Annotated in this window: 22 protein-coding genes and 1 riboswitch; of the genes, 7 read left to right on the top strand and 15 right to left on the bottom strand. The window is 71.2% G+C overall.

What is annotated here, in order from left to right; all coding sequences use genetic code 11:
* Nucleotide 1: 1 nt before the first annotated feature.
* From ACF1CT_RS00330 to ACF1CT_RS00280, 11 genes are all read right to left on the bottom strand, one after another.
* Nucleotides 2-856, bottom strand: coding sequence for a bifunctional DNA primase/polymerase (locus ACF1CT_RS00330; RefSeq protein WP_391781504.1), 855 nt, complete (start codon nt 854-856; stop codon nt 2-4).
* A gap of 195 nt (nt 857-1051) precedes the next feature.
* Entirely contained in the window at nt 1052-1519 is a 468-nt protein-coding gene (locus ACF1CT_RS00325) for a hypothetical protein (RefSeq protein ID WP_391782142.1), read from the bottom strand.
* 177 nt (nt 1520-1696) lie between these two features.
* The gene (gene traB, locus ACF1CT_RS00320) at nt 1697-3703 is read right to left on the bottom strand and encodes a plasmid transfer protein TraB (RefSeq protein WP_391781503.1); all 2007 of its coding nucleotides are present in this window, start codon (nt 3701-3703) and stop codon (nt 1697-1699) included.
* Nucleotides 3704-3771: 68 nt separating this feature from the next.
* Nucleotides 3772-4353 (bottom strand): plasmid transfer protein TraA, encoded by a 582-nt coding sequence (gene traA, locus ACF1CT_RS00315; RefSeq protein WP_391781502.1) that lies wholly within the window; start codon nt 4351-4353, stop codon nt 3772-3774.
* Between the two features lie 16 nt (nt 4354-4369).
* A complete protein-coding gene (locus ACF1CT_RS00310; RefSeq protein ID WP_391781501.1) occupies nt 4370-4762 on the bottom strand; it encodes a DUF3307 domain-containing protein in 393 nt (130 codons plus the stop codon).
* On the bottom strand, nt 4752-5102 hold the full coding sequence (locus ACF1CT_RS00305) for an RRQRL motif-containing zinc-binding protein (RefSeq protein ID WP_391781500.1): 351 nt from the start codon (nt 5100-5102) through the stop codon (nt 4752-4754). Before ACF1CT_RS00305 ends, ACF1CT_RS00310 begins: the two co-directional genes overlap by 11 nt.
* Nucleotides 5099-6136, bottom strand: a complete 1038-nt coding sequence (locus ACF1CT_RS00300; RefSeq protein ID WP_391781499.1) for a DUF2637 domain-containing protein — start codon at nt 6134-6136, stop codon at nt 5099-5101. The genes ACF1CT_RS00305 and ACF1CT_RS00300 overlap by 4 nt, the downstream gene beginning before the upstream one ends.
* Nucleotides 6133-6414 carry a DUF6303 family protein gene (locus ACF1CT_RS00295; RefSeq protein WP_391782141.1) on the bottom strand — a complete coding sequence of 94 codons (282 nt, stop codon included), beginning with the start codon at nt 6412-6414 and terminating at the stop codon, nt 6133-6135. Before ACF1CT_RS00295 ends, ACF1CT_RS00300 begins: the two co-directional genes overlap by 4 nt.
* Nucleotides 6414-6737: a hypothetical protein gene (locus ACF1CT_RS00290; RefSeq protein WP_391781498.1), complete on the bottom strand. Its 324-nt coding sequence runs from the start codon at nt 6735-6737 to the stop codon at nt 6414-6416. Before ACF1CT_RS00290 ends, ACF1CT_RS00295 begins: the two co-directional genes overlap by 1 nt.
* Nucleotides 6738-6756: 19 nt before the next feature.
* Nucleotides 6757-7209, bottom strand: coding sequence for a protein kilB (locus ACF1CT_RS00285; RefSeq protein ID WP_391781497.1), 453 nt, complete (start codon nt 7207-7209; stop codon nt 6757-6759).
* 664 nt (nt 7210-7873) lie between these two features.
* A complete protein-coding gene (locus ACF1CT_RS00280) occupies nt 7874-8611 on the bottom strand; it encodes a GntR family transcriptional regulator (protein ID WP_391781496.1) in 738 nt (245 codons plus the stop codon).
* A 594-nt stretch (nt 8612-9205) separates the two neighbouring features.
* Here ACF1CT_RS00280 and rlmN point away from each other — a divergent pair.
* The 5 genes from rlmN (at nt 9206) to ACF1CT_RS00255 (ending at nt 15310) form a co-directional block, all read left to right on the top strand.
* A complete protein-coding gene (gene rlmN, locus ACF1CT_RS00275; protein WP_391781495.1) occupies nt 9206-10312 on the top strand; it encodes a 23S rRNA (adenine(2503)-C(2))-methyltransferase RlmN in 1107 nt (368 codons plus the stop codon).
* 109 nt (nt 10313-10421) lie between these two features.
* Nucleotides 10422-10538, top strand: a riboswitch (TPP riboswitch).
* Nucleotides 10539-10611: 73 nt separating this feature from the next.
* On the top strand, nt 10612-11736 hold the full coding sequence (locus ACF1CT_RS00270) for a thiamine ABC transporter substrate binding subunit (RefSeq protein ID WP_391781494.1): 1125 nt from the start codon (nt 10612-10614) through the stop codon (nt 11734-11736).
* Between the two features lie 176 nt (nt 11737-11912).
* On the top strand, nt 11913-13526 hold the full coding sequence (locus ACF1CT_RS00265) for an ABC transporter permease (protein ID WP_391781493.1): 1614 nt from the start codon (nt 11913-11915) through the stop codon (nt 13524-13526).
* 22 nt (nt 13527-13548) lie between these two features.
* A complete protein-coding gene (locus ACF1CT_RS00260) occupies nt 13549-14574 on the top strand; it encodes an ABC transporter ATP-binding protein (RefSeq protein WP_391781492.1) in 1026 nt (341 codons plus the stop codon).
* A 283-nt stretch (nt 14575-14857) separates the two neighbouring features.
* On the top strand, nt 14858-15310 hold the full coding sequence (locus ACF1CT_RS00255; protein ID WP_391781491.1) for an SRPBCC domain-containing protein: 453 nt from the start codon (nt 14858-14860) through the stop codon (nt 15308-15310).
* A 239-nt stretch (nt 15311-15549) separates the two neighbouring features.
* Here ACF1CT_RS00255 and ACF1CT_RS00250 read toward each other — a convergent pair whose 3' ends face one another.
* From ACF1CT_RS00250 to ACF1CT_RS00235, 4 genes are all read right to left on the bottom strand, one after another.
* Nucleotides 15550-16734: a hypothetical protein gene (locus tag ACF1CT_RS00250; protein ID WP_391781490.1), complete on the bottom strand. Its 1185-nt coding sequence runs from the start codon at nt 16732-16734 to the stop codon at nt 15550-15552.
* The gene (locus ACF1CT_RS00245) at nt 16716-17453 is read right to left on the bottom strand and encodes an ABC transporter ATP-binding protein (protein ID WP_391781489.1); all 738 of its coding nucleotides are present in this window, start codon (nt 17451-17453) and stop codon (nt 16716-16718) included. The genes ACF1CT_RS00250 and ACF1CT_RS00245 overlap by 19 nt, the downstream gene beginning before the upstream one ends.
* Nucleotides 17454-17744: 291 nt before the next feature.
* Entirely contained in the window at nt 17745-19124 is a 1380-nt protein-coding gene (locus ACF1CT_RS00240; RefSeq protein WP_391781488.1) for an aspartate aminotransferase family protein, read from the bottom strand.
* The gene (locus tag ACF1CT_RS00235; RefSeq protein ID WP_391781487.1) at nt 19109-19600 is read right to left on the bottom strand and encodes an Lrp/AsnC family transcriptional regulator; all 492 of its coding nucleotides are present in this window, start codon (nt 19598-19600) and stop codon (nt 19109-19111) included. The genes ACF1CT_RS00240 and ACF1CT_RS00235 overlap by 16 nt, the downstream gene beginning before the upstream one ends.
* Nucleotides 19601-19778: 178 nt before the next feature.
* On the opposite strand from ACF1CT_RS00235, the gene ACF1CT_RS00230 reads away from it, so the two are divergent.
* On the top strand, nt 19779-21218 hold the full coding sequence (locus ACF1CT_RS00230; RefSeq protein ID WP_391781486.1) for a gamma-aminobutyraldehyde dehydrogenase: 1440 nt from the start codon (nt 19779-19781) through the stop codon (nt 21216-21218).
* Nucleotides 21219-21400: 182 nt separating this feature from the next.
* The gene (locus tag ACF1CT_RS00225; RefSeq protein WP_391782140.1) at nt 21401-22564 is read left to right on the top strand and encodes a PotD/PotF family extracellular solute-binding protein; all 1164 of its coding nucleotides are present in this window, start codon (nt 21401-21403) and stop codon (nt 22562-22564) included.
* The last annotated feature ends 206 nt before the right edge of the window (nt 22565-22770 follow it).

Raw genomic sequence — 22770 nt, 5'->3', positions numbered from 1 at the left:
CTCACATCCCCAGCGCGGTGAGGGCGTTGGCCCATGCGTCGGCGCAGTGCCGGGGACTCTCGCCCCTGGCCTGTGCGGCGGCGAACAGCCGTTCGACGTGCATGTCGGTCAGGCAGCCACACCGGCCATGGACGGACAGCACGGCGAGAAACGTCCGGTAGACGGTCGCGTGGATCGCACTGCGGGCCTCAGTGATGCGCTGCTCAGCCATGACGATCCCGCGCTCCAGGTAGGCCGGTGTGCGGTGAGGACACTCCCCGCCCCCGGCCAGGCCGGGCACCGTCACGGTCACGGGCCGGACGGGCGGCGGCTTCTTCACGGACAGCGCGCGCACGGCGTCCGGGAGGGCGGTCATGGTGCCGGTGCCGGGGCCGAGCCAGCGGGCGTAGGACATGCGGGATTTGATGTCCACGCCAGGGCGTACGCCGTTCGCGGAGGGCATGGTGCCCGCGTAGATCCAGTGCTGTCCCCGGGTGGTGGGGACGGTGCGGGTGGGCGGCAGGTGCCGGGTGGCCCAGGCGATGGCGTCGGCGTTGTCGAGGTCGACGACGGTGAGGCGGACACCGCCGGGGTGGTAGGCGATTGCCGTCGCCTCGCGCCACGCGCGTGCCCAGGCCGGGGAGGTGATGACGCCGGGGTCGGTGGTGGCGGCGGCCCAGGCATGGCACGGCCGAGGGCAGACACAGGAGCCCGGGACTCGCATGTTCGGTCGGCCGCCGCACGCGTTCCTGGCGCAGTCGGGGCAGTTCCCGAACGGGGCCTTGTGGATGCGTAGCGGCAGGACGGGCACGCCCGCTGCCGCCAGGTCGAGGGCGGACGTCAGGTGGTCTCGCCGGATCGGGCTCGGATGGGTCATGCTGAACTCCTCCAGTGAGTTGTGCTGGACGACGGCGGCCCCGGATCTTGGTCGGATGGGGGCCGCCGTCGGCGTGCTATCGGGGGGCGAGGGTTCAGGCGGTGGCCCGCCGCAGCACCACGACCGTGGCGTCGTCGCGGTACGGCTCCCCGGTTTCCTCGTCGGTGTCGTCGGTGGGGTCGCACAGGTCGCAGATCACGGGGCCTCCTGGTTGGTGGTTTTGGCCCACACGCCTCGGGTGGTGGTGTGGGTGCTGTGGTGGTCTTGGTGGACGGGGCCGGTGTAGTGGTGGTGGTGTTCGGTGTGGGTGTCGGCCCGTGCGTGGCCGAGGGAGCGCAGGAGGGATCCGGCGGCGAGGACGAGGGCGACGGGTCCGGCGGCGCCGAGGGCGAGGGTGACCGGGTCGACCTGGCCGAGGGTGTAGAGGACGAGGGAGGTGGCGCCGCCGACGGACAGGGCGGCGACGCTGCCGGTGAGCATCAGGGCGCTGGCGTCGGTGGCGCGCTGGGACATCGGCGGGCGTCCGGGCTGGGCGACCGGGGGTGTGGTGCCGTACCGGGGCAGCAGGGTGGTGTCGCGGTAGGTGGTGGGAGGTACGGGTGCGGGCCGGTAGGCGTCGGTGATGATCCGCTCGGCTTCGGCCGCGGCCTCGGCGTCGGTCATCCGAGGTTCGGGACGGTTCACGGGGTGGTCCTTCGGGACGTGGCGGGCCCGTGCCAGGACGTGGCGCGGGCCCGCTCGGGCGTGTGTCAGCCGGGTGTCAGGCCCTGGTGTCAGGGCGCGTGACACCCGCTCCCGCCTAGGGGTTTGGGTGTCACGGGTGCGTGACGGTGTCAGGCGTCACGCAGGTGTCAGGGCGGGGACGATCCGCCACCGGCCGGTCTGGTTCGTCGGCTCCAACCGGCCCTCCATCGCGGCGTCCCGGAGCCGCGCGGAGACCCATGGGCGGCTGTAGTCGTTGGCGTCGCACCAGTCCATGAAGTCCTTCGGTCCGACGACCATCTGCCCGGCCGCCTCGAACTCGTCCAGTGCCTGGGCAAACAACGTGCGGGCTTCCTCGGGGGACGGTTTGCGGCCGGTGTCCTGGCCGAACAGCGGGGCGTCGTCGCCCTGCTGGGCCGGGGGAAGGTCGGTCTCGGGGTCCATGGCGGCGTCCTCGGGGGCAAGCCGGGTGCCGGTCTGGATGTCGTCGTCCTGGTCCGGCACGGCAACCTGCTCCGTCTCGTCGGTTTCGGTGGGGCGGCCGGTGTACGCGTTGCCGACGACCGCTTTCGCGGCCCCGGCGGTGACTGGGTCGGCGGTGGCGCCGTTGCGGACGGCCCACTGCGCGAGCATTTCCATGACCGCCGTGGCGGCCTGGGTGAACTGCCGGGTGCGGGCCGGGGACGCGTAGCGGTCGGGGTCGATGCCGCCCGCGACGACGTAGCAGTAGCCGGGCCGCCGGTTGCCCCACGCACCGGGGTGGGCTCCGGCGTCGATGACCGTGTCAGGGAGGCTGAACCCCTCGTCCCTCGGGTCGCAGCCGAGCGCGATGACCGAGGGGAGTGAGGCCCGGGTACTCGTCGACATCTGGTCATACGACGGGCGCTGGAGCGAGATGAACAGTGAGCACCCGGCGGACCGGGCCTCCTGGGCGATGCCGGTGAACGCGTCGTCGCCGAGCGCCCGCAGCGAGTTGGCGGCCTCCTCCATCCACGCCACGAGGTAGGGCATGCCCTCGCACCCGCACCCGCCGTCCTGCTGGCAGGAGTGCGCCGGGTCGGTCTGCTGTTCGGCGGCCTGCGGGGTCCACTGCCGGTAGGAGTGCTTCCCGAGCCACCCGGTCCGGGCCGGGATCACCTGCTGGAGCGCGGCGACCATCGCCTCGGTACCGGCCCCGCCTTCCACGGCCCAGTCGTAGGCGGGCAGCAGCGGCCGGAAGTCCTGGAACGCCTTGGGGTCCGACAGCCACATGATGACGTCGCGGCGGGACAGGATCTCCGTCTGCAAGTTCAGGGCGGTGTCGCCCTTCCCGGAGCCGGTGCCCCCGGCGATGAGGAAGTGCTGGGCGTTGCGCCCCTGCTCCGGATCGCCGGGCAGCCACACCATCAGCGGGGAGCCGTCGTCGTACCGGCCGATGACCAGCGGGTCCATGATCGAGCCGCCCGGGAGGGAGGGGCCTTCCCACACCTGGGGCTCGGTCAGCATGTCCCGGGGAACGATGACCAGCTCGCCACGACGTGCCGAGTCCGGATCGGGCTGGTAGCGGACCGCCGACTGCGGAAGATCGAGAGCGGATGCGATTCGTACGAGCGCCTTCGCGACGTCGTCGTTGGTCTGTTCCCCGCCCTCCAGGGCCAGGCTGGCGGTGACGCGGTTCGGTTCGACCTCGGTCCGGCCGATCATCGCCTTCGCAAGACCGACCTTGGCCAGCAGCCCCTTGTCGGCGGACTCGGCGGGCGCCGAACCGTCCGACGCCGTGCGCAGCGCCATCCGCACGTTCCAGGACAGGGCGAGGACGGCCCCGCCCATCAGGTAGGTGTCGGGCAGGATCCCGGCCAGGGGACCGGCGAGCGCGGCCCCGGTCATCCACCCGGCCCCGGCCGCGACCGTGATCGCGGAGTGCAGACGCCGCTGCGGGCTGGTCTCGCGCCCGGCCCACCACGTGGCTCCGGTCAGGGCCACGGCCGACAGGGTCAGGCCGACACCGGCACCGACCGAGTCCGCCCACAGCAGGTGGGCGCCCGATCCGGCGATTCCGATCCCGGCGACACCGAGCCACGGCGGCAGGTGGGGCTTGGCCCGGTGCAGGAGATACGCACCGACGCCGCGTCCGTGTGGTGTGCTGTGCTCGTCGTGGGTCCTCATCCGCCGTGCCATCCTCTCCATCTCCCGGTCCACGTCTCGTCCGTCCTGGTCAGCCCAGACCCGGCGGCTCACTGGGAGGTCCAGTTCATGCGCGGCTGCTGGCGCTTGCGGGCCTGGTGGCGGTGGGCGTTGAGCTCGCCCTCGTACTCCTGCTGGAACTGGGCGTAGCAGGCCGCGGCGAGCTTGGCGGCGTTGCGCAGCTCGTCCGCCGCGCGCTGCATCTTCCGGGAGACCTTGAACGCGCGGATCTTCGCGCCGCCCATCCGGCCGTCCGCGTCCGGGACCGTGCCCAGCACGGCCTTGAGGATCTCCGCACCCATCGCGACCTCGAAGGACAGCATCACGGCCGCGGCCCGCAGGCTGTTGCAGTAGTTGCGGATCTGCGCCGGGGAGGAGAACTCCGGCGCGGGCAGCAGGCTCTCCACGTGCTGGCGGGCCCCGGAGGCGGGCGCCGACGTCTTGCTGTTGTTGATCGTCAGGTTGATCGGCGGGACGAAGTTCGCGCCCATCGCGCCGACGAAACCGCCGGCGGCGGCGCCCGCCACCGAGGCGAACTTGTCGCCCTTGCCGGTTCCCCCGCTGCGGGGCGGCGGCGGAGTCCTCCGCGCCTGCTGCTGCCGGGAGCCGTTGACCCTGTTGGTGGTTGCCATGGTGGTGGTCCCCTTTTCAGGCGGAGAGGCAGAGAGCCGCGACGACGAGCGCGGCGATGTGGGCGGTCTGGTCGACGTGCGCGGCACCACCACGGGTGAACCAGTCCGTCGATCCGGTGTGCGTCATCCACCAGCGGACCGGCCAGCGCCGGTCGATGACCGCGTGCGTGGCACCGATCCACAGGAGCGCGGCCAGAGCGGGCAGCACCGGAAGCCGCCACCCGAGGACGGCCGTACCGAGCGCGAGGAGGAGGCCGCAGACGGTGACGTGGGTGGCGGTGTGGGTCAGGTTGGCCACCCAGCCCTTCCGGCCGGGACCGGCCTTGTGCCCGGCCTGGTGGTCGGTCTGCAGGCCGTAGTCGGCAATCAGGTGACCGACGTAGAGAAGGAACGCGATGTCAGCGAACACGGGACTCCCCTTCGGGGGTGGGGTTGTCGTGGCAGGCCACGCACATGCCGAGTGACCGCGGGATGCAGTACCCGGTGTCGCGGCGGCAGACCGGGCACGTGCAGCGGGCGCGCATGGCTGCGGCGAGCGCGGCCCGGCGGGCCGGGGTCATCGGCCGCACCGGCCGGGCCCGGTCGACCCGGTACAGATACGCGACCAGCGGACCCCGGCGCCGCCGCGGCCGTTCGAGCTGGGCAACGACCGGCTGACCACCGGGCCGCAGCCCCGCGGCGCGGAGCTGACGGCGAGTGGCCAGACCCTCCGGGGCCAGACGCCACCGGTAAACGGGGAGCGTGTTCATGCAGGGGCTCCCTCAAGGGCAGGGGTGGTCTTGGTGTCGCGCAGGTCCTGATAGCGGGCGGAGACCCATCCGGTCGACCAGCCGCACAGATCGGCGGCCGTACGCACCGGCAACCCGGACTCGAACGCGGCGGCGACAATCCGCCGGGCCCGGTCCTCGGGCAGCTTCTCGGTCACCGGCCCGCCAGACAGCAGCGCGGCACGCTCCTGCTCGGCCCGCTCGGCCTGTTCACGGCGTTCACGCTCACGCCGCTGTTGTTCACGCGCGGCCTCGGCGCGTTCACGGGCCTCACGCTCCCGACGCTCGTTCTCGTGCTGCCGGGCCGCCTCCTGTTCACGGCGTTCACGCTCGGCCCGCTGCTGTTCACGCTCCATCTCGGCGCGTTCACGGGCCTCACGTTCAGCCCGCTCCCGGCCCTCGGCCCGGGCCTGCTCCTCACCCCGGACCCGCTCATCGTGCTCACGCTGTTCACGAGCCAACACGGCCTCGTGCTCCCGCTGTTCACGCGCCAGCGCGGCCTTGTGCTCACGCTCCTCCCGGGCGCTGCGCTCGGCCCGCTCCCGGGCTTCGGTCCGGGCCCGCTCTCGGGCCTCCTTCTCCGCGTGTTCACGGGCGTTCAGCTCGATCACGGCGGCGGCGATGGCCCGGCGGTAGGCAAGACCGGTCTCCGCCGTGACGATCAGCAGGAGAGGCGCGACGGAGTGGACTGCCGCTCCGACCAGGTCTTTCTTCAGGGCGGAGTCGGCGACGTTCAGGGCCAGGGTCATGGCCCCGGTCATCCACCGCAGTGCGATGGGCCACCATCCGCCGTGCCCGCCGAGGCGGGCCAGGGTGGCATCCAGACGGACCACGATGACCACCGCGGCGTCCACGACGAGCGGCAGGATCGGGGCCGTCCACCGCCACGTATCGGGGGTGTGGCGGGCCGCGAGCGGGGTCACCGTGAGGATCGAGTACAGCATCGCCCCGCCCACGATCAGCCACGTCCCGGCCGACAGCGCCCGGTCCGCTGAACGAATCTGCCCGGCGTTCACGCCGCACCCCCGCCCCGTGAACACACACGGACGGAGGCCAGCAGCCGCACCGGCGACGTGTCGTCGTCGAGCGTCTCGCTGTACTCCCTCCACTCCCACTCGGCGCCCTCGGTGAACACGAAGCCGAGACCGGCGAGCGCCCGTGAACGCTCGGCCGGCGTCGGCACGGTGGGCGTCGGGCCGAAGTCGTGCTCCGGCCACCGCGACACCGGGCCCGGCAGGGTCACGTACAGGCGCCACCGCCCGCCACGGTTGGAGATCTGCGCGGTGTGCCCCATCACGCCGCCACCGCCGAACCAGCCGCACGGCCCTTCACCGAGCGGCGGACCGTCCGGCGCGGGCGCCGACCGTCCGACTGCCGCGTCTTCAGGGGCAGGGTCCGCAGCAGCGACTCGGCGTAGGCCGCAGTCTCCAGGTCGCTCTCCCGCAGCTCGGCGAGGACCTCGTGGGCAACGCCCAGCCGCGCCGCCCGCTCCATCACGGACTCGGCGGCCGGGCCGGTGAACAGCTCCACGTCGATCTCTTCGTAGTCGGCGTGCATCTCCTCCAGTTCCCGCTGCCGCTGAGCGGCTCGGGCGAGTGCTTCGCTGAAGCGGTCCATGGCTCCTCCGTCGTGTGGTTCAGGGGCGGGACAGGACGCGCGCCGCCGTAGCGGTCAGCGCGTCGGCCGCGCATACGGCCTTTTCGCGCCGCGAGGCCAGGACCTCGGTGGTCTGGGCGTGGCGCATGTCGTACGTGGCGCGGACGGCCGCGTCGATGTCGAGCCGAAGCGCCGGCAGGAGCACCGTGAGGGCGACCTGCGGGGCGGTAACGGCGGAGCGGGTGACGTGGCTCGCCTCGCGGGCCTCGGCCACCTCGCCCGGGGCCGCACCCGAGAGGCGCAGGTCCTCCCGCGTCCACATCGCGCGGCGGTGATCCGCCAGGGCGACGCTCAGGTCACCCAGGGCAGTCATGGCCCGGTCGCGCAGCGCCTGCCGACGCTGGGCCCTGACCGCGAAATACTGCTGGACACCGACCGTGGCGGCCCCCAGCACGGTGCCGATGACCGCGACAACAGCAGCGGCGATCTCCATCGGACGTTCCCCCTTCCGGGGCCGGACTCTCCGGCTCCCCTCAACCCCGCCCGTACAGCCGCAAAAAGCGGCCGGACGGGCAGGGCAGGCAACCGGCGCAGCAACCGCTGCGAGAGTGTCCCGACTCCGCGAATCACCGGGTATCCCGGCGGGGTCCGCGGACCGGGTGGACGCGAAGGGCATCGCTGCCCGTGCCGGTCCATGGCACGGGCAGCGCCCTGCATATTCGTAGGAACATCAGGACTCCACAGGTTGATGAAGCGGGGGTTGAGGTTCGGTTCTCCTGTTCGCACGGCGCTGCTCGGTCCGGGGAGATCCGAAATCCCGGACGTCTGAGGTGGCAGCTCCAAGGTGTGCCGCGCGGTTCTTTCGAGTCGGTGGCGTAGCCCCCATCCGGGTTGTCGGGCCCCGGTGTGACGGGGGCCCCTTCTCGGCCGACTGGTCTCCACTCGCCTCGGCCGGTGCTGTCACGGCCGTCGCGCTGCGGTGGATCACGCTATGGAGTTGCTGAGCAAGGTCTGTCCACGACGAAGTAGCCCTTTTCGGGCTGCGGTTCGCTGCGAACCTCCCTAGGGATATTTACTCAGATCTCCCTAGGGAGGTCAAGCGGGCATGAAAAAGGACCCGCGACAGCGGGTCCTTCGGGGTTTGTGTGGGAGTTGCGTCAGCCGGTGATGTGGTACTCCATGACATACGCTCCGGCGTCCAGCAGCATCCGGTTCACTTCGACCGGCCTGTCCTGGGCCGTGAGCGCTGTCCGGTAGATCTCGACTACGGGAGTTCCGTCAGCCAGTCGCAACCGCTCGGACTCTTCCTGGCTGGGCATGCGCGACCGCAGCTCCTCGACGAACCGAACCGGTTTGGCTCCGAGCTCGGCCAAACGTGCGTATGTTCCGCCCGGTCCGGTGTCCTCCTGGGCGATGGGTGACTCACGAACGAGGTCGGCTGGCAGGTATGAGACGGCCGCCTGCACCGGCTCGCCCTCAACCCTGAACAAGCGGTCTCGCACGATAACGGGAGTTCCCTCGGCCAAGCCCAGAACGCGAGCGACGTCGACCGGGGCCGGGGCTTCGTACACGCGAAGGTCCGTGACCTGCATGGAGCGCTTGCCGAGGTCGGAACTCCAGATCGACTGTCCCGAACCCCAGCCTTCCTGTGCAAGCCTTCGGTTCGCGACCCGGCGGATCGGCTGAAACTCCCGGACGTACGTGCCGCTTCCCTTGCGGCGCACTGCGAGCCCTTCGCTGACCAGCAGCATCAGGGCCCGACGTGCTGTCTCCTTGGCTACTCCGTACGACTTCACTAGGGCGGGTTCGCCGGGCAGTCGTACGCCGGGAGCCAGATCGCCGGAGCGAATGCGTTTGCGCAGTACGTCGGCGATGTCCCTGGCGCTTTCCGCCATTACTCCTCACTTCCCTAGGGTGGTCATTACAGCTTGGCACACCAACCCCCGCCTGCCTGTCGGAGGGGCGGCGCGGGTGATCCCGAGCGTGCTTCCGTGCCCCGCGGATACGCCTCCTCCGGCGCAGCACTCAGTGGAAGCCTGCCCCTGGTCCAGAACTCGTAGATTCATGGAGGGCAGGCAATGGCATCACAGTCCAAGTGCGGCGCTCGAACCAATGCCGGTACGGCGTGCCGAAATCTTGCAGTAGTAGGCACCTCTCGTTGCGCGAAGCATCAGGGGCCCTGGTCCGCCTATGGGGTCGCGCAGCGCAAGGAGAAAGAAGCCAAGGCGAAGAGGCGCAGCATCCGCAAGAAGCGGTAAGCGCTGTGGAGGAGTGCGTCGATGGCGGCACCCCTACGGGCGCGCGCGGACCCCGCCTGGAAACTCTGACCTGCGGGCAGAGCCATGACGCCGGGCCGTCTGTGGGCCGTCGAAGGGCCGCCAGTGACAACCGGTGACGACCAATGACGACCGGCTCCGCGTAGCCGTCGCCTGGCCTGAGCTGGGCGACGGCCCGGAGGACCACGGCGTGTCTGCGACACTGGATGAACCATGCCTAAGCCCGGAGAACTCACTTTCGTCGCGCCCCGCGGAGCCAAGAAGCCGCCGCGGCACCTCGCCGACCTCACGCCCGCCGAGCGCAAGGAGGCCGTCGCCGCGATCGGCGAGAAGCCGTTCCGTGCGCAGCAGCTCTCGCAGCACTACTTCGCGCGGTACGCGCACGACCCGGCAGAGTGGACCAACATCCCGGCCGCCTCGCGGGACAAGCTCGCCGAGGCGATGTTCCCGGAGCTGATGTCGGTGGTGCGGCACATCAGCTGCGACGACGACACCACCCGCAAGACGCTGTGGAGGCTGCATGACGGGACGCTCGTCGAGTCGGTCCTGATGCGCTACCCGGAGCGGGTGACGATGTGCATCTCGTCCCAGGCGGGATGCGGGATGAACTGCCCGTTCTGCGCCACCGGGCAGGCCGGTCTCGACCGCAATCTGTCGACCGCGGAGATCGTCCACCAGATCGTGGACGGCATGCGGGCGCTGCGCGACGGAGAGGTTCCCGGCGGCCCGGCGCGGCTCTCCAACATCGTGTTCATGGGCATGGGCGAGCCGCTGGCCAACTACAACCGGGTGGTCGGCGCGATCCGTCGGCTGACCGATCCGGAGCCGGACGGGCTGGGGCTCTCGCAGCGCGGCATCACCGTCTCCACCGTGGGTCTGGTGCCCGCGATGCTCCGCTTCGCGGACGAGGGCTTCAAGTGCCGCCTCGCCGTGTCGCTGCACGCGCCGGACGACGAGCTGCGCGACACGCTCGTCCCGGTCAACACGCGCTGGAAGGTGCGCGAGGTGCTCGACGCCGCGTGGGAGTACGCGGAGAAGTCCGGTCGTCGCGTGTCCATCGAGTACGCGCTGATCCGGGACATCAACGACCAGGCATGGCGTGGTGACCTGCTCGGCCGCCTGCTCAAGGGCAAGCGGGTGCACGTCAACCTGATCCCGCTGAACCCGACGCCGGGGTCCAAGTGGACCGCGTCCCGGCCCGAGGACGAGAAGGCGTTCGTCGAGGCGATCGCCGCGCACGGGGTGCCGGTGACCGTACGGGACACCCGGGGCCAGGAGATCGACGGGGCCTGCGGGCAGCTGGCGGCCTCCGAGCGCTGAGACCGGAACGGGGCCGGACGCGGGCCGGACGCGGGCGGGGGAGACCCCGGCCCGACCGGGCGGCCGGCCCTGGCGGACCCCCGTGTAACCTGGGCCGGAAATCAACTTCATATTCCGACAGGGGAGCGCCACAGCGCTGAGAGTGCGGTACCGGGGACAGGCCGGCCGCAGACCCTCTGAACCTCGCCCGGGTCATTCCGGGTAGGAAGTTCGGTCATCAACTCATGCTGTTGCGCCCTGCCCGCCTCCCGCGGGTGGGGCCGCGTCTCTTCCTGGCCAAAATCCAGGAGGAATTCACAATGAACACCACGCGAAGGACCACGCAGCTCGCGGTCACGGCCGTCGCCGCCGCGCTCGGCGTCACGGCACTCGCCGGATGCGGAGGCTCCGACACGTCGTCCTCCGGTTCCGGTGGCACGAAGGGATCGGGAACGAAGAGCTCGGGCTCCAAGACGGTCACGCTCGTCAGCCACGACTCCTTCAACGCCTCCGACGCGGTGCTGAAGGAATTCACCGCGCGGACCGGATACACCGTCAAGGTGCTCAAGAGCGGCGACGCGGGCGTCGCGCTCAACCAGGAGATCCTGACCAAGGGATCGCCGCGCGGCGACGTGTTCTTCGGCGTCGACAACACCCTGCTCTCCCGGGCCCTCGACAGCGGGCTCTTCACGCCGTACGAGGCGAAGGGCCTCGACGCCGTCGCGGCCGACACCCGCCTGGACGCCGAGCACCGCGTCACCCCGGTCGACACCGGCGACATCTGCGTCAACTACGACAAGAAGTACTTCGCCGACAAGAAGCTCGCCCCGCCGCAGACCTTCGACGACCTGGCGAAGCCCGCGTACAGGAACCTTCTGGTCACCGAGAACGCGGCGACCTCCTCGCCCGGTCTCGGCTTCCTCCTGGGCACCGTCGCCGCCTACGGCGAGAAGGGCTACCAGGACTACTGGAAGAAGCTGAAGGACAACGGCGTCAAGGTCGTGGACGGCTGGGAGCAGGCGTACAACGAGGAGTTCTCCGGCTCGGCCGGTGGCAGGAAGGCCAAGGCCGACCGGCCGCTCGTCGTCTCGTACGCCTCCAGCCCGCCCGTCGAGGTGCTGTACGCGAAGCCGCAGCCGACCGAGGCACCGACCGGGGTCGTCACCGGGACCTGCTTCCGGCAGATCGAGTTCGCGGGCCTGCTGGACGGGGCGAGGAACGAGGAGGGCGGCAAGGCCCTGCTGGACTTCCTGATCAGCAAGGAGTTCCAGGAGGACATGCCGCTGAACATGTTCGTGAACCCGGTCGTCAAGGACGTGAAGCTGCCCGAACTCTTCACGAAGTTCGGCGCGACGGTCGAGGGGCCGAAGACGGTCGCCCCCGACCTGATCTCCAAGAACCGTGAGCAGTGGGTCCAGTCGTGGTCCTCGCTCGCGGTGAAGTAGCGAAGTCCCCCGCGCGGGGAACGGACATCCGGGGAACGGGACCCGGGGGCGCGCGGGCCGACGGGGGCGGTGCCGCCGGGCGGGGCCCGGACGGTGCCGGGTCCCGCGCGCGGGCCGGGCGCGCGGGCCGGATGCGCGGCGGGGCCCGGCGGGGGAGCGCGGTGAGGCTCGCCCTGATGACCGTGCCCGTCGCGTTCTTCTCGCTGTTCTTCGCCTATCCCGTCGTCGCGATCGTCGGGCGGGGGCTGAAGACGGACGGTGTCTGGCAGTTCGGCCGGATCGGTGAGGTGCTGGGCCGTCCGGAGATCCGGGACGTCCTGTGGTTCACCACCTGGCAGGCGCTCGCCTCCACCGCGCTGACCCTGCTGATCGCGCTGCCCGGCGCGTACGTCTTCGCGCGCTTCGACTTCCCCGGCAAACAGTTGCTGCGCGCGGTCGTCACCGTGCCGTTCGTCCTGCCGACCGTGGTCGTCGGGACGGCGTTCCTGGCGCTGTTGGGGCGTGGCGGCTTCCTCGACGAACTGTGGGGCGTGCGCCTCGACACCACCGTCTGGGCGATCCTGCTCGCCCATGTCTTCTTCAACTACGCGGTGGTGGTGCGGACCGTCGGCGGACTGTGGTCGCAGCTCGACCCCCGGCAGGAGGAGGCCGCACGGGTGCTGGGCGCCGGACGGTTCGCCGCCTGGCGGCGGGTCACGCTGCCGGCCCTGGCTCCCGCCGTGGCCGCCGCCGCGCTGATGGTCTTCCTCTTCACCTTCACCTCCTTCGGCGTCGTCCAGATCCTCGGCGGTCCGGGTTTCGCCACACTGGAGGTGGAGATCTACCGGCAGACCGCCCAACTGCTCGCCCTTCCGACGGCCGCCGTGCTGACCCTGGTGCAGTTCGCCGCGGTCGGCGCGATCCTCGCGGTGCACGCCCGGACGGTGCGGCGCAGGGAGACCGCGCTGAAGCTGGTCGACCCGGCGCAGACCGCGCGCAGGCCGCGCGGCGCGGGGCAGTGGTCGCTGCTCTGCGCGGTGCTGCTGACCGTGCTGGTACTGATCCTGCTGCCGCTCGGGGTGCTGGTCGAACGCTCGCTGGACACCGCGGGCGGTCATGGCCTCGACTTCTACCGCGCGCTGGGGTCCGTCGACGCGGGGGGCGGCACCTTCCTGGTCGCACCGCTCGAAGCGATCGGGAACTCCGTGCGGTACGCGCTGGTCGCGACCGCGATCGCGCTGGTCGTCGGCGGGCTGGCCGCCGCGGCGCTGGCCCGGCGCGCGGGGCGGTTCGTCCGCGGCTTCGACGCCCTGCTGATGCTGCCGCTCGGAGTGTCCGCGGTCACCGTCGGCTTCGGCTTCCTGATCACTCTGGACAAGCCGCCGCTGGATCTGCGGACCTCCTGGATTCTGGTGCCGCTGGCCCAGGCGCTCGTCGGTGTGCCGTTCGTCGTGCGGACCATGCTGCCGGTGCTGCGCGCCGTGGACGGCCGGCTCAGGGAGGCGGCGGCGGTGCTGGGCGCGTCACCGTTGCGCGTCTGGCGGGAGGTCGATCTGCCACTGGTACGGCGGGCCCTGCTGGTCGCCGCCGGTTTCGCGTTCGCGGTGTCGCTGGGCGAGTTCGGCGCGACGGTGTTCATCGCGCGGCCGGACCGGCCGACGCTGCCGGTCGCCGTCGCCCGGCTGCTGGGCCGGGCCGGGGAGCTCAACTACGGCCAGGCGATGGCCCTCAGCACCATTCTGATGGTGGTCTGCGCCGTCTCGCTGCTGCTGCTCGAACGGATCCGCACGGACCGGTCCGGGGAGTTCTAGAGATGTCCGGGGAGTTCTGGAGATGCTGACACTGGAATCGGCGACGGTCCGCTTCGGCGGGCGCGGCGCGCTCGACGCGGTGGACCTGGAGGTCGCCGAGCACGAGATCGTGTGCGTGCTGGGGCCGAGCGGCAGCGGCAAGTCGACCCTGCTGCGGGTCGTCGCCGGGTTGCAGGTGCCGGACGGCGGCCGGGTGCTGCTGGACGGAGCGGACCAGGCCGGAGTGCCGGTGCACCGGCGCGGTCTGGGCCTGATGTTCCAGGACCACCAGCTGTTCCCGACCCGGGACGTCGGCGCCAATGTCGCCTTCGGGCTGCGGATGCGCGGGATGCCGCGCCGCGACCGGGACCGCAGGGTCGGCGAACTCCTGGACCTGGTGGGTCTGCCCGGTGCCGAACGGCGGGCCGTCGCCGCGCTGTCCGGCGGGGAGCAGCAGCGGGTCGCGCTCGCGCGCGCCCTCGCCCCGAGCCCCAAGCTGCTGATGCTCGACGAACCGCTGGGGCAGCTCGACCGCGGTCTGCGTGAGCGTCTGGTGGTCGAACTGCGCACGCTGTTCGGCCGGTTGGGTACGACGGTGCTGGCCGTCACGCACGACCAGGGCGAGGCGTTCGCGCTGGCCGACCGGGTGGTGGTGATGTGCGACGGGCGGATCGCCCAGATCGGCACGCCGCTGGAGGTCTGGCGGCGGCCGGCCTCCGCCTTCGTCGCCCGTTTCCTGGGCTTCGACAACGTGGTGGAGGCGACGGTGAACGGCGCGACCGCCGACACGGCGTGGGGGAGCGTGCCGGTGCCGGAGGGCTCGCCGCAGGGGGCGTGCGACCTGCTGGTGCGGCCGTCCGGGGTGCGGATCGGTGATCCGGGCCAGGGGCTGCGCTGCGCGGTCGGGGCACGCACCTTCCGGGGCAACCACGTCTCCCTACGGCTGCTGCCGGAGCACGGCCCGTCACTGGAGGCGGAGTGCGCCCTGCGGGACGCCCCCGAGGAGGGAGCGACGGTCGGGGTCGGTTTCGACGCGGCGGAGAGCGTGGTGCTGCCCACCGCCCGGTGACCGGTTCGTGCGGGGCGGTTTCCCGCGCGGGCCGCTCCTGCCCCGTGGCGCGGTGATCCGCTGCGGGAGCGGCCCGCGTTCACCGGACCGGACCAATCGCTTCCGGCGGCCCTCCGCCGCTCTTTCCGCTGCTCGGAACCACTTCGTCCGTGTGGATCCGTCATGGGCGACGGGTCCGGGCGGCACCGTCCCCGCAAGCTGGGGAGGACGGAACGGCGGGCTGGGGGCCGGACGGCGCCGGACGGTGCCGGACGCGCTCCGGGCGACGAGAGGGACGGGAACCATGACGCGGTCGGCACGCGACGGCATCGACATCATCCGCGTCCTCGACGCCCCGCGCGAGCGGGTCTTCGAGGCGTGGACGACCCCCGAGCACTTCGCGGCCTGGTACGGCGGGGACGCCGAGGTGCCGCTCGACCGGGTGTCGATGGATGTCAGACCGGGCGGCACCTGGAGCCTGGTCATGGTCGTGCCGGGCGTCGAGATGCCGTTCCACGGGGTCTATCGCGAGGTGGCCGCCCCCGAGCGGCTGGTGTTCACGATGAAGGACGCCACCGCGCCCGCCGACATCGAGGGCGAGACGATCGCCGTCACCTTCGGCGAGCGCGGCCGGGGAACCACGGAGATGGTGTTCCGGCAGCGTGGGGGCAACCTCACGGCCGAACAGTACGCGGCGGCCGAGGACGGTTGGGAGGCGTTCTTCGACGCACTCGCCGCCCGGCTCGCCACCCTCTGATTCCCGGTCCCGTCCGTCCCCGGATTCCGGGGACGTGCCTGATCGTTCCGGGATCTGCCAGTCCGTTCCGGGATCTGCCCGTCCGTTCCGGGATCTGCCGGTCCGTTCCGGGATGTGCCCGTCCGTTCCCGGGCCTGCCTGCACGTCCCCGGATCCGCCCGCCCGTCCGTCCGGTCCCGGACCTGCCCGTACGTCCGTTCCCGGACCTGTCGCGGTCCGGGAACGGACGTCGGCCGCCGTCAGACGGTGAGCGGCAGTGCCGCCAGCTCGGCGATCAGCCAGGTCAGCGGGGCGAACACCAGCAGCAGCACGGCGGCGCGCAGCACCGTCGCGGAGCGCAGCGCGGACACCGGGGCGCCGAGCCGCAGCAGCGTACGCGCCGTACCGGCCCGGTCCTGCTTCGCCTCCAGTGCCGACGTCAGCAGCGTGGCCGTCGTGCAGCCGAGGACGAGCACCGCGCCGAGCGTGGTGAGCGGGCCGAACGGGCGCGGGCCCGTCCCGTGCAGCGCGTACGCGGCCACCACCGCGGAGAGCACCGCGCACACCATGCCGAGCGGTCCCCCGATCCGGCGCGCCTCGTCCATCAGCACCCGTCCGGCCAGCAGCCGTACGGCCCCGGGGCGTGCCGCCTGCAACAGCCGGCCGCAGTGGTACGCCAGGCCGGGTCCGGCCATGGCCAGGCCGATCGCCGTGAGCGCCCATCCCGCGAGCACCCCGGCGGGAGTGGCGTCGAGCCTGCCGGGGAGCGGGAGCAGGCTGTGGCCGTCGCCGCGGCTCAGATACGCCTCCACGGCGAGACCGAGCGAGGTCAGGGCCACGCCCCACGGCAGGCCGCCCGGAGGACCCGCCGGAACGGGCTGCTCCTGCGGCGGGGTGTCCGCGGCGGAGTCCTCCGGAGCCGGGGCGGTGGGGATCGGGCGGGAACGCAGCGCCAGCGCGCTCGCCGTCGCCGCGGACACCGGGACCAGGGCCAGCAGCACCAGCGCCGCGGCGACCGGCAGCGGGGCGCCCCCGTCGAGCAGCCCGGCCGCCGCGCCGTCGAACGGCAGCCCGGACAGGTCTCCGCGCAGATGCAGGAAGAGCAGCAGCGCGACCGCCGATCCGAGCGTGCAGGAGAGAGCGGTGGAGACGGCGGCGAGGACGGTGAGCCGCACCGGTCCGAGGCCCACGGCGGACAGCCCCGGGCGGGGACGGGTACCGGGGTCCGTGCGGGCCACCGCGACAGCGAACTGCACGGCGGCGGCCAGCGGTACGAAGCACCACAGCAGCCGCAGCACGGCACCGGTGGAACGCGTCGGGTGTCCCGAGGCGTAGGCGAGGGCGCACAGCAGCAGGAAACCGACCCCGGCGGAGGCGGCGGCCACCAGCAGTCTGCGCACCAGGACCAGCGGGCGTGAACCCCGGGCTAGACGGAGAGCGAGCACGCCGCGCGGCCCTCCGCATCGGATACGGCGGGCAGGGCGGCGGTGGCGACGCGGCGCCCGTCCAGCAGCGGAACGGTGCGGTCGGCGAGGGCGGCGACCTCCGCGTCGTGGGTGGCGAGCACCATCGTGATGCGGTGCGACCGGGCCGCGGCGGCGAGGGTGCGCAGCACGTGCGCCCGGTCCGTGCGGTGCAGGGTCGCGGTCGGCTCGTCGGCGAAGATCACCGTCGGTGAGGCGGCGAGCGCGCGGGCCACGGCGATCCGCTGGCGCTCTCCCTGGAGCAGGGTGTGCGGCCGCTGCTTGGCGCAGGTGCCGATGTCGAGGCGTTCCAGCCACTCCAGGCCGGTCCGCCGCGCCTCCCGGTGCGAGGCGCCACGCAGGAGCAGCGGAAGCGCCACGTTCTCCCAGGCGTTCAGCTCCGGGACGAGCTGCGGATCGGGGGCGATCCAGCCGAACCTGTCACGGCGCAGTCGCTCGCGCATCCGGGGACCCATGGTGTGGACGGGGACGCTGTTGAACCACACCTCGCCCTCCTGGGGCACCAGTTGACCGGACAGGCAGTGCAGCAGCGTGGTCTTGCCGCTGCCCCGTGGGCCGGTCACGGCGAGGATCTCGCCGTCGCGGACCCCCATGGAGACTCCGCCGAGCGCGGGTGAGCCGTTGTGGGAGTGCTGTAGGGAACGCGCCCAGATCACGTCGTTGTCCGGCGGGGCCACCATGGCGTACACCTCGGTTCAGATCGTCATTCCCTTCCCCCGTACGGGGGAACGAAGAGCGGGCCGATCGGTCACTCGGCACGGTAGGGATCCGAACCGCGGTGTGGGCACAGCACACGGCCCGGGTGCGCTCCATCCCACTCGAATGGGCGCACCCGGGCCGTGTGCGGACCGTACGGGACGACCGCCTCCCGGACGCCGGTCGAGCGGCGTCCGGGCGGCGGCCGGACGGAAGGGCCGACGATCGGGGGCGGTCCGTGGCCGGTCCCGATCGGGCCGTGGATCAGAGCGCGGTCAGAGCTTGGTCCACGCCTGCGTCAGGACGTTGCGCAGGATGCCCTCGATCTCGTCGAACGTCGACTGGTCGGAGATCAGCGGCGGCGCGAGCTGGACGACCGGGTCGCCGCGGTCGTCGGCCCGGCAGTACAGGCCGTTGTCGTACAGCGCCTTGGAGAGGAAGCCGTACAGGACGCGCTCGGTCTCCTCGTCGGTGAAGGTCTCCTTGGTGGCCTTGTCCTTCACCAGCTCGATGCCGTAGAAGTAGCCGTTGCCGCGGACGTCGCCGACGATCGGCAGGTCGAGGAGCTTCTGCAGCGTGGTGAAGAAGGCGTTCTCGTTGTCCAGGACGTGCTGGTTGAGGCCCTCGCGCTCGAAGATGTCGAGGTTGGCGAGGCCGACCGCCGCGGACACCGGGTGACCGCCGAAGGTGTAGCCGTGCAGGAAGGTGTTGTCACCCTCGTAGAACGGCGCGGCGATCCGGTCCGAGACGATGCATGCCCCTATCGGGGAGTAGCCCGAGGTCATGCCCTTGGCGCAGGTGATCATGTCCGGTACGTAACCGAACTTGTCGCAGGCGAACATCGTGCCGAGGCGGCCGAAGGCGCAGATGACCTCGTCGGAGACGAGCAGCACGTCGTACTTGTCGCAGATCTCGCGCACGCGCTGGAAGTATCCGGGCGGCGGCGGGAAGCAGCCGCCGGCGTTCTGCACCGGCTCCAGGAAGACCGCGGCGACGGTGTCCGGGCCCTCGAAGAGGATCTGCTGCTCGATCTGGTCGGCGGCCCAGCGGCCGAAGGCCACCGGGTCGTCGCCGTGGATCGGGGCGCGGTAGATGTTGGTGTTCGGGACCTTGTGCGCACCGGGGACGAGCGGCTCGAAGGGGGCCTTCAGGGCCGGCAGGCCGGTGATCGACAGGGCCCCCTGCGGGGTGCCGTGGTAGGCGACCGCACGGGAGATGACCTTGTACTTGGTCGGCTTGCCCTGGAGCTTGAAGTACTGCTTGGCGAGCTTCCAGGCGGTCTCCACCGCCTCGCCGCCACCGGTGGTGAAGAAGACCTTGTTGAGGTCGCCCGGCGCGTAGTCCGCGAGGCGGTCGGCGAGTTCGACGGCCTTGGGGTGGGCGTAGGACCAGACCGGGAAGAAGCCCAGCTCCTGGCCCTGCTTGTAGGCCGCCTCGGCGAGCTCGTGACGGCCGTGACCGGCGTTGACCACGAACAGGCCGGACAGGCCGTCGAGGTAGCGCTTGCCCTGGTCGTCGAAGATGTAGGTGCCCTCGCCACGCACGATGGTGGGAACGGGCGCGTTCTCGTAGTCCGACATGCGGGTGAAGTGCATCCACAGGTGGTCGTACGCGGTTCGGCTGAGGTCCTTGCTCACGGCTATCGGGTTCCCCACATATAGGTCTGCTTCTTGAGCTTCAGGTAGACAAAGCTCTCGGTGGAGCGCACACCGGGTATGGCCCGGATGCTTTTGTTGATCGTTTCCAGCAGGTGGTCGTCGTCCTCGCAGACGATCTCCACCATCAGGTCGAAGGAGCCCGCGGTCATCACCACGTACTCGCACTCGTCCATGGCCGACAGCGCCTCGGCGACGGGGTCGAGGTCACCGTCGACGTTGATGCCCACCATCGCCTGCCGCCGGAATCCCACGGTGAGCGGGTCCGTGACGGCGACGATCTGCATCACGCCCTGGTCGAGCAGCTTCTGAACGCGTTGCCGCACGGCCGCCTCGGACAGGCCGACGGCCTTGCCTATCGCGGCGTACGGGCGACGCCCGTCCTCCTGGAGCTGCTCGATGATCGCGAGGGAGACGGCATCGACCGTTGGGGAGGATCCGTTCCCGTTCCTGGAGTCTGCGCTGCGGCTTGCCACGTATCCACTCTGCACCGGGACTCGTCTGTCTGGCAACCCCGAAGCGATGAAATTCGTTGTATGAGAGCCCAGATCTCACTGAATCCGAAGTTCGCGGCGGGTGGGCATGTCGAAAGCGACACCGAAGCGACTAGGCTGGGCGTCTCACCCATTGGACGTGTCGACAGGAGGGGTGGCTGTGACCACCGAGGTGCGCCGTCTGCGCAACTACATCAACGGAGAATTCCGGGACGCCGCCGACGGGCGGACCATCGACGTGGTCAACCCGGTGACGGAGGAGGTCTACGCGACCTCGCCGCTCTCGGGGCAGGCCGACGTCGATGCCGCGATGGACGCCGCCGCGGCCGCCTTCCCCGCCTGGCGCGACACCACCCCCGCCGAGCGCCAGAAGGCCCTGCTGAAGATCGCCGACGCGTTCGAGGAGCGCGCCGAGGACCTCATCGCCGCCGAGTCGGAGAACACCGGCAAGCCGCTCGAACTCACCCGCACCGAAGAGATCCCGCCGATGGTGGACCAGATCCGCTTCTTCGCGGGCGCGGCCCGGCTGCTGGAGGGCCGCTCGGCAGGCGAGTACATGGAGGGCCTCACCTCCATCGTCCGGCGCGAGCCGGTCGGCGTCTGCGCGCAGGTGGCGCCCTGGAACTACCCGATGATGATGGCCGTCTGGAAGTTCGCCCCGGCGCTCGCCGCGGGCAACACCGTCGTCATCAAGCCGTCCGACACCACCCCGGCGTCGACCGTGCTGATCGCCGAGATCATCGGCCAGATCCTGCCCAAGGGCGTCTTCAACGTCATCTGCGGCGACCGCGACACCGGCCGGGCGATGGTCGAGCACCCGACTCCGGCGATGGCCTCCATCACCGGTTCGGTGCGGGCCGGCATGCAGGTCGCCGAGTCCGCGTCCAAGGACGTCAAGCGGGTCCACCTGGAGCTCGGCGGCAAGGCCCCGGTCGTCGTGTTCGAGGACACCGACATCGCCAAGGCCGTCGAGGGCATCTCCGTCGCGGGCTACTTCAACGCCGGACAGGACTGCACGGCCGCGACCCGGGTGCTGGTCCACGAGTCCATCCACGACGAGTTCGTCACCGCGCTCGCCAAGGCCGCCGCCGACACCAAGACCGGTCTGCCGGACGACGAGGACGTGCTGTACGGCCCGCTCAACAACGCCAACCAGCTGAAGCAGGTCAGCGGCTTCATCGAGCGGCTCCCCGCCCACGCCAGGGTCGAGGCGGGCGGCCACCGGGTCGGCGAGAAGGGCTACTTCTACGCCCCGACCGTCGTCTCCGGCCTCAAGCAGGACGACGAGATCATCCAGCAGGAGGTCTTCGGCCCGGTCATCACCGTCCAGAAGTTCACGGACGAGGCCCAGGCCGTGGAGTACGCCAACGGCGTCGAGTACGCCCTTGCCTCCTCGGTGTGGACCAAGGACCACGCCCGCGCCATGCGGATGTCCAAGAACCTCGACTTCGGCTGCGTGTGGATCAACACCCACATCCCGCTCGTCGCCGAGATGCCGCACGGCGGATTCAAGAAGTCCGGCTACGGCAAGGACCTCTCCGCCTACGGCTTCGAGGACTACACCCGCATCAAGCACGTCATGACCTCGCTCGACGGCTGACGCGCGAGTCCCCTTCTCGGTACGGCCCCGGGCGCCCGCCCGGGGCCGTACCCGTGGTCCCGGGCGGGCGCCCGGCTCGACAGGGTGTGCGTACGGGGCGTGTGCCGCTGGACGCTTGGTCCATTGCCCGTGCCGTCGCCGACCGGCATCCTGCGCAGGTGCGAGCAACCCCGAAGAACCCCATGCCCCGCCGGTCCCTGCTGCGCGCCTTCGGGGCCACGGCGACCGGAATCGCGCTGGCCGGCTGCGGAGTGCCCGCCGCCTACGTGCAGCCCGGCGACCGCGCGGGCCGTGACACCTCGGCGCGCGATCACGCCCTGCACTTCGCGAACTGGCCGCTCTACATCGACACCGACGACGAGAACGCGTCGAGGCGGCCCACCCTCGACACCTTCGCCAAGCGCACCGGCATCTCCGTCACGTACACCGAGGAGATCAACGACAACGACGAGTTCTTCGGGAAGATCAGCCCCGCGCTGATGAACCACCAGCAGACCGGCCGGGACCTGATCGTCATCAGCGACTGGATGGCCGCGCGGTTCGTGCGGCTCGGCTGGGTGCAGGAGATGGACCGGACGAAACAGCCCAACGTCGCCAAGTACCTCGACCCGCAACTGCGCTCGCCCGCCTTCGACAAGGACCGGATGCACAGCGTTCCCTGGCAGTCCGGGATCACCGGCATCGCGTACAACCGCAAGCGGCTCGGTCGCGAGATCAAGCACCTGAGCGATCTGTGGGCGGACGACCTGCGCGGCAAGGTGACGCTCCTGTCCGGGCTCGACGAGTCCTTCGCCCTCCTGATGCAGGGCAACGGCGTCGACATCACCCGCTGGGAGCGCGACGACTTCGACCTGATCTGCGACCAGGTCGAGAAACTGGTCCGCAAGAAGCACATCCGCCGCTTCACCGGCAACGACTACATCAAGGACCTCTCCACCGGCGACGTGCTCGCCTGCCAGGCCTACTCGGGCGACGTCATCCAGCTCCAGGCCGACAACCCGGAGATCGAGTTCGTGGTCCCCGAGGAGGGCGCCGAGCTGTGGGCGGAGTCGTTGATGATCCCCAACCTCGCCCACCACAAGCGCAACGCCGAGAAGCTCGTCGACTACTACTACGAGCCGGAGGTCGCCGCCGAACTGGCGGCCTGGGTCAACTACGTCTGCCCCGTCCCGGCCGCCCGCGAGGTGCTGGCCTCATCCAAGGACGAGGAGACCGCCGCCCTCGCCGAGGACCCGCTGATCTTCCCCGACGACGCGATGCGCAAGCGGCTGGCCATCGCCCGTGACATCACGTCGGAGGAGCGCACCGAGTTCGCCAAGCGATGGAACGCCATCGCCGGGCTGTGAGCCCGGCCGGGGAGGTCCCGGGGCCGTTCCGGCCCCGGGCTCCGTACGGCGGGCACCGCGACAGCCCCCGGGTCCCGGGTCAGCTCCTCTCCGATGTTCCGAAGGCGGCGCCCGTCGTCCCCTTCAGCACGGCGTCGGTGTCCAGCCCTTCGGCGTCCCCGGAGTCGTGGAGCCGACGCCGTGGCCGCGGACGCGCGGGGGGTCCC

It is taken from the genome of Streptomyces sp. NPDC014734, assembly GCF_043083325.1.
Classification (GTDB): Bacteria; Actinomycetota; Actinomycetes; order Streptomycetales; family Streptomycetaceae; genus Streptomyces.
This window is presented reverse-complemented; position numbering and strand designations above follow the sequence as displayed.

Coding starts and splice junctions, on each gene's coding strand:
- ACF1CT_RS00330 (WP_391781504.1), bottom strand. CDS start 856: ATGACCCATCCGAGCCCGATCCGGCGAGACCACCTGACGTCCGCCCTC.
- ACF1CT_RS00325 (WP_391782142.1), bottom strand. CDS start 1,519: ATGACCGACGCCGAGGCCGCGGCCGAAGCCGAGCGGATCATCACCGAC.
- traB (WP_391781503.1), bottom strand. CDS start 3,703: ATGAGGACCCACGACGAGCACAGCACACCACACGGACGCGGCGTCGGT.
- traA (WP_391781502.1), bottom strand. CDS start 4,353: ATGGCAACCACCAACAGGGTCAACGGCTCCCGGCAGCAGCAGGCGCGG.
- ACF1CT_RS00305 (WP_391781500.1), bottom strand. CDS start 5,102: ATGAACACGCTCCCCGTTTACCGGTGGCGTCTGGCCCCGGAGGGTCTG.
- ACF1CT_RS00295 (WP_391782141.1), bottom strand. CDS start 6,414: ATGGGGCACACCGCGCAGATCTCCAACCGTGGCGGGCGGTGGCGCCTG.
- ACF1CT_RS00290 (WP_391781498.1), bottom strand. CDS start 6,737: ATGGACCGCTTCAGCGAAGCACTCGCCCGAGCCGCTCAGCGGCAGCGG.
- ACF1CT_RS00285 (WP_391781497.1), bottom strand. CDS start 7,209: ATGGAGATCGCCGCTGCTGTTGTCGCGGTCATCGGCACCGTGCTGGGG.
- ACF1CT_RS00280 (WP_391781496.1), bottom strand. CDS start 8,611: ATGGCGGAAAGCGCCAGGGACATCGCCGACGTACTGCGCAAACGCATT.
- rlmN (WP_391781495.1), top strand. CDS start 9,206: ATGCCTAAGCCCGGAGAACTCACTTTCGTCGCGCCCCGCGGAGCCAAG.
- ACF1CT_RS00270 (WP_391781494.1), top strand. CDS start 10,612: ATGAACACCACGCGAAGGACCACGCAGCTCGCGGTCACGGCCGTCGCC.
- ACF1CT_RS00265 (WP_391781493.1), top strand. CDS start 11,913: ATGACCGTGCCCGTCGCGTTCTTCTCGCTGTTCTTCGCCTATCCCGTC.
- ACF1CT_RS00260 (WP_391781492.1), top strand. CDS start 13,549: ATGCTGACACTGGAATCGGCGACGGTCCGCTTCGGCGGGCGCGGCGCG.
- ACF1CT_RS00255 (WP_391781491.1), top strand. CDS start 14,858: ATGACGCGGTCGGCACGCGACGGCATCGACATCATCCGCGTCCTCGAC.
- ACF1CT_RS00245 (WP_391781489.1), bottom strand. CDS start 17,453: ATGGTGGCCCCGCCGGACAACGACGTGATCTGGGCGCGTTCCCTACAG.
- ACF1CT_RS00225 (WP_391782140.1), top strand. CDS start 21,401: ATGCCCCGCCGGTCCCTGCTGCGCGCCTTCGGGGCCACGGCGACCGGA.